Below are 10,877 nucleotides of genomic sequence, written 5' to 3' on the forward strand. Positions count from 1 at the left end.
GCTCAGCCCTCCCTGCCGACGCGCCAGGAATTGGCGTAAATATTGATGGCAGCCGGATCGAAGGTCACCCGCGCATCAGCCGGGATTTCGGAGTCCTCCGTCACGACGATGGCGATCGGCTGGCCGGCAAAGGTGGCGCGCACGATCTTCTGCCGTCCAATGTCCTCGACCCTGTTGACGGTGACCGGCATTCCTTCGCGGCCGATATTGACGAACTCCGGGCGTATGCCGAGCTCGGTCTTGGCGCCGGCAGCCGCTTGCGGCGCGTAGTCCAATGACAGCGTCTCGCTGCCGATACGCACCGCATTGCCCTGCAGTTGCACCGGCAGGACGTTCATGCCCGGCGACCCGATGAAGTAACCGACGAAGGTATGGCTCGGCCGCTCGAAAAGCTCTGCCGGCGTGCCGATCTGGACGATTTGTCCTTCGTACATGACGACAACCTTGTCGGCGAAGGTCAGCGCTTCCGTCTGGTCGTGCGTCACATAGACCATGGTGAAGCCGAACTGCTTGTGCAGGCGCTTCAACTGCGAACGCAGTACCCACTTCATGTGCGGGTCGATCACGGTCAAAGGCTCGTCGAACAGGATCGCGTTGACGTCGTTGCGCACCAGTCCGCGGCCGAGCGAGATCTTCTGCTTCTGGTCGGCCGTCAGGCCCTGTGCCTTGCGCTTGGCCATACCGCCGAGATCGATCATCTCGAGAATGTCGCGAACGCGCCGATCGACTTCCGGCTCGGGGACCCTGCGATTGCGCAGCGGGAAAGCCAGGTTGTCGTAGACAGTCATGGTGTCGTAGATGACCGGGAACTGGAACACCTGCGCAATGTTTCGCGCCTGCGTGGAAAGGTTCGTCACATCCTGGCCATCGAAGAGGATACGGCCGTGCGACGGCTGCAGCAGGCCGGAAATGATGTTGAGTAGCGTCGTCTTTCCGCAGCCGGATGGTCCGAGAAGCGCGTAGGCGCCGCCGTCCCGCCATTCGTGATCGACTTCACGAAGCGCATAGTCTGCGTCGGACTTCGGGTTCGGTCCGTAGGCGTGGCGGATGTGGTCGAGCGTGATGCGTGCCATGTCCTTCTCCCTTACGCCTTTGCGCCAGTTGCGATTGCCCGGCCATCGGTGCCGAACGCCATGACGTGACGGGTGTCGAGGTAGATGTCGACCTCGGTATCCGGATCGATGTTGTGAATGCCGTGGGCAAGCATGACCCAACGGACACCGTCGAAATCCATATGCACAAAGCTTTCGGAGCCTGTGATCTCGGAAACCTGCGTGCGTGCCTGCAGTTTTGCTGCCGTCTGAGTCTGCGGCGAAAGAGCGAGGTGGTGCGGATGGAAGGCGATCGTGACCGGACCATCGGCCATGTCGTCCAAATGCGCGGGCACCGGCAGGATATCAGCTCCTTGCCTCTGGAACGAACCGCCGGCCTTTATCACATCCATGAAATTGAGCGGCGGATCGGCAAAGGTCTTTGCAGTTACGAGGTCGAGCGGATTTCGGTAGACGGCGATCGTCGGTCCGAACTGCGTCACGTGGCCTTCCGAAAGGGTGGCCGTGTTGCCGCCGAGCAGAAGCGCTTCGGAAGGCTCCGTTGTGGCGTAGACGAAGATGGCGCCGGACTGCGCAAAGATCCGCGGCAGCTCGGCACGCAGTTCCTCGCGCAGCTTGTAGTCGAGGTTCGCGAGCGGCTCGTCCATCAGCACAAGGCTGGCATTCTTCACAAGGGCACGCGCAAGCGCCGTGCGCTGCTGCTGGCCGCCGGAGAGATTGAGCGGGGTGCGATCCAGATAGGGCGTAAGGCGCAAGAGTTCGGCGGCCTTGCGCACCTCACGATCGATCGTCGCGGTGTCCTTGCCTGAAATCCGCATTGGCGAGGCGATGTTTTCGTACACCGTCAGGGCCGGATAGTTGATGAACTGCTGGTAAACCATCGCGACGTTGCGCTTCTGCACCGGCATGCCGGTCACGTCTACGCCGTCGAAATGGACGGAACCGCTCGTCGGTCGATCGAGCCCGGCCATCAGTCGCATCAGCGATGTCTTGCCGGACAGCGTCGGCCCCAGCAGCACATTCAATGTGCCTTTTTCAAATGCAAGATTGGTTGCGTGGATGTGATACTCCCCGCCCACCATCTTTGCAGCGTTCCGCAATTCAAGCATTCCGGTTCCCGTGCCTCCTCAACAGCGGGGACATTACCGCTTCAACCAGCCATCTGCGCCGGTCGCGCGGCCATGTACTCCTCCAATAGCGCAGCCTGTTCCTTGGTCAGGCGCAGGCCGACTTTCGTTCTTCGCCAAAGCACATCCTCTGCGCGTCTGGCCCATTCGTGATCGATGAGATAGCGAACCTCTGCCTCGAAGAGATCGCCTCCGAAACAGTGTCCCAGGTCCTCCGCGCTGGCGGCCCGCCCGAGCAGGACCGACGCCTTGGTGCCGTAGCGGCGCACCAGTTGGCGCGCATGCCGGTCCGCCAGGAACGGATAACCGCCCTTCAGCTTAGCAACCTCCGCCTCGTAGCCGGTCGCGGCGAAATCCCCGCCCGGCAGATGGCTCTTCGCTGTCCAGGACGCGCCTTTGGCGCCGATCGCCTCGGCGATCCTTTCCAGTGCGTGTTCGGATAGGCGCCGATAGGTCGTGAGCTTGCCGCCGAAGACATTGAGCAGCGGTGCGCTTTCACCCTCGCCTTCGATCTTCAGCACGTAGTCGCGGGTCGCCTCCTGCGCCTTGGAAGCGCCGTCGTCAAACAGAGGCCGCACAGCCGAATAGGTCCAGACGATGTCTTCCGGCCGTACCGGCTCCTTGAAATACTCGCTCGCCGCGTTGCAGAGATAGATCGTCTCTTCCTCGGATATTTTCACATCCTTCGGATCGGCCGAGTAGTCGCGGTCGGTGGTACCGATCAGCGTGAAGTCCTGCTCGTACGGGATCGCGAAGATGATGCGGTTGTCCGGGTTCTGGAAGAAATAGGCCCGCGGATCGTCGAACTTCTTCTTTACGACGATGTGGCTGCCCTGCACGAGCCGCACGTGGCGGGCCTCGTTCTGCCCGAAGGCCGTGCGAATGACCTGATCGACCCATGGCCCGGCAGCATTCACCAGCATCCGCGCCTGAAAACTGTTGCCCTGCCCGCTGACGGTGTCGACCGTCTCGATCGACCACAATCCGTTCTCGCGCCGCGCCGAAACGACTCTCGTTCTCGGCATGATCAGCGCGCCGCGGTCGGCCGCGTCCCGCGCATTGAGCACTACCATACGCGCATCGTCGACCCAACCATCCGAATACTCGAACGCCTTCGTGAAGAGTGCCTTCAATGGCTTGGAGGCCGGGTCGCGGCGCATGTCGAGAACCGCGGTCGGCGGCAACAACTTTCGTCCGCCGAGGTGATCGTAGAGAAACAGCCCGAGACGGATCAGCCATGCCGGGCGGATGCCACCCTTGTGATAGGGCAGCACGAAGCGCATCGGCCAGATGATGTGCGGCGCCATCGCCCAGAGCACTTCGCGCTCCATCAGAGATTCGCGCACCAGACGAAACTCGTAGTGCTCGAGATAGCGCAAGCCGCCATGGATGAGCTTGGTCGCGCCGGAAGACGTGCCCGAAGCGAAATCGTTCATTTCCGCAAGCGCGACCGAATAGCCCCGCCCGATCGCATCCCGCGCGATCCCGCAGCCATTGATGCCGCCGCCGATAATGAAAAGATCGTGAATCTGACGGCTCACGTTCCCCCTCCGAGCCAGAATATGCCGCAACGCAACATGCTCACGCATTTGCGAAAGTCAGAGCAATTAAAGCGAAGATTATTCGAATGTCAAACGAATGTTATTCGAATTCTTAAAACTCACAGATTTGCCGTGAACGTAAACGTCAAATCGAGGACGCAGCGCGTTATCGCCCGGTCCTGCGAGACGGCGGATCCATGCTTGGGCAGAGGCTCAATATTGTTCGGGTGCCCTGAAATACGCGCGGGGAGCGGCTCCCATCGTCCGCCTGAACATCGTGGTGAAGGCGGCGACGCTGTCGTAGCCAAGGTCGAGGGCAACGGCTGTAACCGCCTCCCCGGCTGCGAGGCGGGGCAAGGCGGTGAACACCGCCGCCTGCTGCCGCCAGGTTGAGAGACTGATACCCGTTTCCTTGCGAAAGAACCGAGTAAAGGCGCGCCGGCTCATGGCAAGCCGCTCCGCCCAATCGTCGATGACCAGCCTTGCACTCGGACTTTCCATGAAGCCGCGGCAGAGCGTCGCCAGGCGCTTATCTGAGGGGAACGGCAATCCCAACGGCCGGTCGGGAAGCTGCAAGACCTCCTCGAGCAGCAGCGCCATGATGAGATCCCGTCTGCCGCTCTTGGCCTCGGGCGGCGCAACAGCCTCGGTGATCAACGCTCTGGCAAGATCAGTCAGCGCCACGACGCGGATGGCCGTCGGTGGATCGGCCAAGGCCGGGGGCGAGACATAGGCCGAAAGCATCGCAACATCGCCGAGCATGTCGACGGTGTGGACAAGTCCTGCCGGTATCCACAACGCATGCTGCGGCGGCACCATCCAGCGCCCCAGTATCGACGACACCATAAGCACGCCGGACCGAGCATAGACGAACTGTGCACGGCTGTGACTATGGGGTTCCACATGGTAGCCGGCCGGATATTCCGAGGGGATGGCATAGACCGGCTCTGAGGCTGCCTCGATGGCAGCAAGACGCTCCACATGGAGCTTGGCCAACTCACTCGTCGCCAGGCTTTGCTTGGATTTCACCATTTTTGGCCCACTTGCGAAATAGCAAGACCAAAACACGAAAGCGGGACGACCACAAGTCGGTTATTCCAAAGCCTCGTAGGACGGAGCAGAATCGTGACAGACAGCGCAATGACGGCAGAGAGGCACTCTGCGGAACAGACGGTTTTCGGCATTATCATGGCGGTAAGCTTCTGCCATCTTCTCAACGATACCATGCAGTCGCTGATCCCCGCGCTCTATCCGATGATCAAGGACGGCTACGGCCTCGACTTCACGCAGATCGGCTTCCTCGGCCTCGTGTTCCAGGTCACCGCGTCGCTCCTGCAGCCGCTGATCGGCATTTACACCGACAAACGCCCGTTGCCTTACTCATTGTCTGTCGGCATGGGCTTCACGCTGATCGGCCTGGTGCTGCTCGCATATGCGCACGCCTATTGGGTCTTGCTCATCGGCGCGGGTGTCGTCGGCCTCGGCTCCGCCGTGTTCCATCCGGAATCCTCGCGCGTTGCCCGGCTGGCATCAGGCGGACGCCATGGCCTTGCCCAGTCACTGTTCCAGGTTGGCGGCAACTTCGGCTCGGCGATAGGTCCGCTTCTGGCCGCCTTCATCGTACTACCGCGGGGCCAGCATAGCGTTGCATGGTTCTCGCTCGCAGCTCTGACCGGCATGATCGTCCTGTGGCGCGTCGGCGTCTGGTACGCCGATCACCGCAAGAATAACGCCGGTCGCAAGGCGGCGGCACCCGCGGTCCATCTCCCACGCAACAAGGTCATTGCGGCGATCGGTGTCCTGGCACTGCTAGTGTTCTCGAAATACGTCTACATGACGAGCCTTTCGAGCTACTACACTTTCTATATGATCGAACGCTTCGGAGTGTCGGTGCAGCACGCGCAGATTCTGCTGTTCGTATTCCTCGGCGCCGTGGCCATCGGCACCGTCGCCGGCGGCCCTGTCGTCGACTGGTTCGGCACCAAGTTCGTCATTTGGTTCTCGATCCTCGGCGCCCTGCCCTTCACCCTTGCCCTGCCTTATGCCGACTACAACTGGACGGTCTTCCTGACCTTCCTGATCGGCATCATCCTGGCCTCCGCCTTCTCGGCCATCGTCGTCTTTGCGCAGGAGCTGGTTCCGGGTCGTGTCGGCATGATTGCCGGCCTGTTCTTCGGATTTGCCTTCGGTATCGGCGGCATTGGCGCAGCAGGCCTCGGCATGGTGGCCGACCACATGGGCATCGAGTTCGTCTACAAAATCTGCTCGTATTTACCGCTGCTCGGCCTGTTGACCATCTTCCTGCCGGACATCGGCAAGGGCCGCCGCCACACCACGAAAGCGGGCAAGTAAGCGAACACCCGCAGGATTACCAATCGGCATAGGGGGCGCTCGATGTGATCGCACCCCTGCCACACCACCCGGCATGCGGGTCCGCACCGGGTGGTTCGAGAGATTGAGGTTAGACGAGCCTGGGCATTCCAAGTTGGTCAGCCCATCTAATGGTGAGGGTGGCGTTAAGGAGCTTGCCGCTGTTGCGCCACCAGCGACCGGCATTTGCTGCCACTTGGTGGGCCACCCCAGGTTACGGTGGGGGCGCACAACGACAAGGGCCGAGATCACCATCTCGGCCCTTTTCAACCTTCGGCAGCTGGCGTGTACCTAAACCCTTTCGCACTCAGTCTGCAGTGGTTGGCACTTGCTGGACTGCGTGCTTTCCAATCCGAAAACTTTCGATTCGCACGGCAAAAAGATGCAGTGCCTGGCGATTGCGTTGACTCTGCGCACCATCGATTGTACCCATTGACATACTGTTTACCGATCGGTACAGAAACGAGCACTAGGAGATCGAAACCATGCCTGAACACCGCCCACCACTCCCTCCCTTCACCCGCGAAACCGCGGCTGCCAAAGTCCGAGCCGCAGAGGATGGATGGAACAGTTGCGATCCCGACAGGGTGTCACTCGCCTATACCGTTGACAGTTACTGGCGCAATCGCGCGGAATTTGTCCAAGGGCGGGAAAAGATCGTCGAGTTCCTGACCAGGAAATGGCGCAAGGAACTCGAGTATCGGCTGATCAAGGAACTGTGGGCCCACGACGGCGACCGCATCGCGGTTCGCTTCGCCTACGAATACCGCGACGACTCCGGGAACTGGTATCGGGCATACGGCAACGAGAACTGGGAGTTCGACGCGAGCGGCCTGATGCACCACCGCTATGCTTGCATCAACGATATGCCCATCAAGGTATCCGAACGCAAGTTTTTCTGGGATCGGTCCGGCCCCAGGCCTGCTGACCACCCAAGCCTTTCTGAATTGGGACTGTAACAAATGCCAAAGATCGTCGCCGAGCGCTCCGACGCAATCCCATCCCTGGCCGAAGTCTTTCGGGAGTATGGCTTCGAGGGCGCAAGTCTTTCAACCATCACGGAAAAAACAGGACTCGGAAAGGGAAGCCTCTATCACTTCTTTCCCGGCGGAAAGGAAGAGATGGCCATAGCCGTGCTCGGCGAGATCGACGAATGGTTCGTGACACAGGTTTTCGAACCGTTACGGAACGCGGATGATCCGCGCTCTGCTATCTCCGACATGTTTCGCTCTGTTTCCCGGTATTTTCGCTCCGGCAGCCGAGTGTGCCTCGTTGGTGCGTTCGCACTCGATAATGTCCGCAACCGGTTCAGCGCTCAGGTCAGGGACTACTTCGCCGAATGGCATAGCGCGCTTGCCTCAGCTCTCACGCGAGCCGGATGCCTCGAGCCGGATGCCGCCGCGCTGGCCGAGGAGACCGTCGTTGCCGTTCAGGGAGCCCTCGTGGTCGCCAGAGCACTCGACGAGCCTGAGGTTTTCGAACGGACCCTTCAGCGGGTCCAGTCCCGACTTTTTGCCGCGACCAGTGGAGAGAAGCAGAGATGAAGAAGCACCGGAATAATTCCGTCATCCTCGCACCCTGGCGGGTTAAGCGCGCCGTGGATTTCATCGAACTCAACCTGGCGACCTCGCTTCGGCTCGCGGACATCGCGCACGCGGCGGGGCTCAGTCCAATGCACTTCGCAGCAGGGTTCCGGTCGGCGACGGGCTTCAGTCCACGCGTCTATCTGCAGGAACGTCGGATAAAGCGCGCGAAAGCGAAGCTGATCAGCGATGGCCTGAGCATCGATGAAATCGCGATCGACGTCGGATTTCGATCGCGGACCCATTTCATCACAGTGTTCCGACGCCAAACGGGGCATCCTCCGGCACGCTGGCGGCGTTGCAGCGTTTAATTTAGATAGCGGTGAAGCCGTTGTCGACGAAGAGATGCGCGCCATTGACGAACATCGACTCGTCGCTAGCGAGATAGAGCGCGGCGCGTGCCACGTCCTCGGGTTCGCCGATCCGTCCCTGCTGGGCGGCAATAGCCGCGTCCGACACATCGACGCCGAGTGCCTGCAATTCGCTGACCTCGCGCAATCCGTGCGGCGTGCGGATGAAGCCGGGGCAGACGGCGTTGCAGCGGATGTTGCGATCCCTGAATTCGACCCCGATCGCACGAGCAAACATATGCACAGCGCCCTTCGTCGTGTCGTAGAGCACTTCCATCGGCGTTGCGGCCACGGCCGAGATTGATGACGTGCAGACGATGGAACCACCGCCCGCGGCGATCATCCCCGGCAGGACCGCCCGCGTCATCAGGAACATCGATCGCACGTTGACCGCGTGCAGCCACTCCCACTCCTCGAGCGTGGTCTCCAGGAACGGCTTGATGACGATAGTGCCGGCGTGATTGAAGAGCACGGTGACGGCGCCGAACCTATCCTCCACACCCCTGACGGCCGCGACGACGGCGGCCTCCTCCGACACGTCGGCGACCCAGTAGTCGGCGACATGACCGGCGGAACAAATCTCCTCCGCCGTTTGCCGTGCTGCCGCTTCATTCCGGTCAATGATCGCTACCCTGGCGCCCTCGGCAGCGAAGAGGCGCGAGGCCGCTCCGCCCATGCCCGTCGCGCCGCCTGAAATAATTGCAATCTTCCCCTTCAGCCGGTCGACCATGACCCCAATCCCCTTGCTCCCGTTGTTCGCCGTCACTCACTCGTCGTCGAGTGGGCGTCTGCCGATGCAGTGTTGAAGAGAGTCCCGGTCAATGTCCAGACGCACCTGCGTCGCCCGGTAACCTTACCAAATAACCAACAAAACAGCTTTCGGTTGTCTCAACACGCAACACCGGGCATGTGTGTTTCCAGCGGCTCACCATCAGCCGCGGTCCGGAAGGGGTCCGGATCGATAGAGCCCGCCCCCGAGGGGCCTGGGGCGGGCTTCCCAACTCTTACAAAGACATACGTGTCTGTGACAACCTACTAGGCGGGCTTGCGCCTTACTGATTTGGCGCCGCCGACGCTCCACGCAGGACGTCGGCAGCTTGGCACACGCTAAAGCTGCTCGGCCTTGTGGCGCGCTATTCTACAAGAAATGCGCGGAAATCATTCACGTTGGTACCTGTCGGTCCCGGAACGAACAGATCGCCCGCGAGGTTGAAGGCCGACCACGCATCATGGCCCGCCAGGAACGCGCGCGCATCGCCGCCGGCGCTCCTGATCCGCGCCACCGTCCCGCCGTCACAGAAGGCGCCAGCATTGTCTTCGGAGCCGTCGATACCGTCGGTATCAGCGGCCATCGCTACAACGCCATCGACTCCTTGTAGATCGATCGCCGCCGAGAGGAGAAGCTCGGAATTTCGCCCGCCCTTGCCATATGTTCCGGTTCCGATGCTGACCGTAGTCTCCCCGCCCGAAAGCAGCACGAGAGGCTTTGGAGCCGGCGGTCTCGTCAAAAACTCCCGAGCAAGCGCCGCATGCATCCGGCCGATATCCTTCGCCTCCCCTTCGATCGAATCCGAAAGGATGAGGGGTTGCACGCAGAGAGATCTTGCCCGATCGGCAGCCGCCTCCAGGGACACCCGCGCCGAGGCGATCACATGCACTTCGTTGTTGGCGAAGACGCGGTCACCGGCACTTGGCGCTCTGGTATTGCGGATACAATCGATCACGCGCGCCGGGAGATCGATCCGGTAGTCCCGGATCACTCGTAGCGCCTCCTCCGCATCGCTGCTGTCGGGAACCGTCGGCCCCGACGCAACGAAGGCCGGATTGTCGCCCGGAACATCGGAGACGACGAGGCTGACGACCTTTGCCGGATGGGCAAGTGCGGCAAGCCGTCCCCCCTTGATGCGGGAGAAATGCTTCCGCACCACATTCATCCCGGAGATCGGCGCGCCCGACGCCAGCAGCGATTCGTTCAACGCGCTCTCGTCGGTGAGGGTGAAACCGGTCGGCGGGGCCGGCAGCAAGGCCGAGCCGCCGCCGGATATCAGTGCGATCACCAGATCATCACACGTCAGCCCATGCAGATGGTTCATCAGCGCCTCGGCGGCGATAAGACCGGCTCTGTCTGGGACCGGATGAGCCGCCTGGAGAATCTTCGTCGATCGGCACTCTGCGATTGGCCCATGCCTGGCAACAACGAGACCTTCGAAGGGATGAGACCAAGCGCGTTCGAAAGCGGCCGCCATCTGGCTTGCGGCCTTCCCTGCCCCAACAACGATTGTCCTGCCTTTCGGCGGATCAGGAAGATGGCGAACCAGGGCCTCGTAAGGATCGGCGGCCTTGACGGCTTGGTGAAACAGGGTTTGCAGGAAAGCTCGTGGATCGGAAATCAAACCCTACTCCATTTTCAAAGTTCGCAGTCCGAACACCTGCCTGGTCTGGCGGGCGATTGCCCTGCCCTCTGGCGCGTTTCATTTGCGCTCGTGAGCGAGGATCGCGGCAGGCAACGGCGGAAGTCTCCGGATAAGGTCGGAGCCTCGTTCGCCAACCATGATGGTCGGTGCGTTGTTGTACGATGGAATTCGCGGCATGACCAACGAATCACGCACGCGAAGCCTCTAGACCATGGACCCTGGAATCGAGACCGACAACAGCTTCCGGTCCGATCCCTTCTCACGCGTACCGACGGATGCTGGTCTGTCTTGGCACTCGCGCAGCCCCACATCCGAGCTGTTCATGTTTGGAATCCTGGCTCCTGGTTTAAGCGATTCGGGTTTGGCTTTGCGGATCGAAGAACACGGCCTTGTCGAGGTTGAAGGCGAGGCGGGCGTGCTGGCCGGCCTGGATGCGGGCG

General features: G+C 61.2%; 10 protein-coding genes and 1 pseudogene. 4 read left to right on the forward strand and 7 right to left on the reverse strand.

Annotated features, from left to right (window positions below):
• Positions 1 to 2: 2 nt before the first annotated feature.
• The 4 genes from IB244_RS28945 to IB244_RS28960 form a co-directional block, all read right to left on the reverse strand.
• Positions 3 to 1,073 (reverse strand): ABC transporter ATP-binding protein, encoded by a 1,071-nt coding sequence (locus tag IB244_RS28945; RefSeq protein ID WP_025660740.1) that lies wholly within the window; start codon positions 1,071 to 1,073, stop codon positions 3 to 5.
• A gap of 11 nt (positions 1,074 to 1,084) precedes the next feature.
• Entirely contained in the window at positions 1,085 to 2,161 is a 1,077-nt protein-coding gene (locus IB244_RS28950) for an ABC transporter ATP-binding protein (RefSeq protein ID WP_018117062.1), read from the reverse strand.
• A 41-nt stretch (positions 2,162 to 2,202) separates the two neighbouring features.
• A complete protein-coding gene (gene glpD / locus IB244_RS28955; protein WP_018854677.1) occupies positions 2,203 to 3,720 on the reverse strand; it encodes a glycerol-3-phosphate dehydrogenase in 1,518 nt (505 codons plus the stop codon).
• 213 nt (positions 3,721 to 3,933) lie between these two features.
• Entirely contained in the window at positions 3,934 to 4,752 is an 819-nt protein-coding gene (locus tag IB244_RS28960; protein WP_192306544.1) for an AraC family transcriptional regulator, read from the reverse strand.
• A gap of 108 nt (positions 4,753 to 4,860) precedes the next feature.
• On the opposite strand from IB244_RS28960, the gene IB244_RS28965 reads away from it, so the two are divergent.
• The 4 genes from IB244_RS28965 (at position 4,861) to IB244_RS28980 (ending at position 7,984) form a co-directional block, all read left to right on the forward strand.
• On the forward strand, positions 4,861 to 6,072 hold the full coding sequence (locus IB244_RS28965) for an MFS transporter (RefSeq protein WP_018117065.1): 1,212 nt from the start codon (positions 4,861 to 4,863) through the stop codon (positions 6,070 to 6,072).
• Positions 6,073 to 6,575: 503 nt separating this feature from the next.
• The gene (locus tag IB244_RS28970; RefSeq protein ID WP_192306546.1) at positions 6,576 to 7,049 is read left to right on the forward strand and encodes a DUF1348 family protein; all 474 of its coding nucleotides are present in this window, start codon (positions 6,576 to 6,578) and stop codon (positions 7,047 to 7,049) included.
• A gap of 3 nt (positions 7,050 to 7,052) precedes the next feature.
• Positions 7,053 to 7,634: a TetR/AcrR family transcriptional regulator gene (locus IB244_RS28975; RefSeq protein ID WP_112647741.1), complete on the forward strand. Its 582-nt coding sequence runs from the start codon at positions 7,053 to 7,055 to the stop codon at positions 7,632 to 7,634.
• 53 nt (positions 7,635 to 7,687) lie between these two features.
• A complete protein-coding gene (locus IB244_RS28980; RefSeq protein WP_245267892.1) occupies positions 7,688 to 7,984 on the forward strand; it encodes a helix-turn-helix domain-containing protein in 297 nt (98 codons plus the stop codon).
• A gap of 1 nt (position 7,985) precedes the next feature.
• Here the strand turns inward: IB244_RS28980 and IB244_RS28985 are convergent, their stop codons facing one another.
• The 3 genes and pseudogenes from IB244_RS28985 to IB244_RS32620 all read right to left on the reverse strand — a co-directional run.
• A complete protein-coding gene (locus tag IB244_RS28985) occupies positions 7,986 to 8,753 on the reverse strand; it encodes an SDR family NAD(P)-dependent oxidoreductase (protein WP_192306552.1) in 768 nt (255 codons plus the stop codon).
• A 403-nt stretch (positions 8,754 to 9,156) separates the two neighbouring features.
• The gene (locus IB244_RS28990) at positions 9,157 to 10,416 is read right to left on the reverse strand and encodes a glycerate kinase (protein ID WP_113472082.1); all 1,260 of its coding nucleotides are present in this window, start codon (positions 10,414 to 10,416) and stop codon (positions 9,157 to 9,159) included.
• Between the two features lie 14 nt (positions 10,417 to 10,430).
• A pseudogene (locus IB244_RS32620) lies at positions 10,431 to 10,745 on the reverse strand (GMC oxidoreductase); the annotation flags it as partial.
• Positions 10,746 to 10,877 lie beyond the last annotated feature (132 nt).

This window comes from Rhizobium sp. RHZ02 (assembly GCF_014851575.1).
GTDB lineage: Bacteria > Pseudomonadota > Alphaproteobacteria > Rhizobiales > Rhizobiaceae > Rhizobium > Rhizobium altiplani.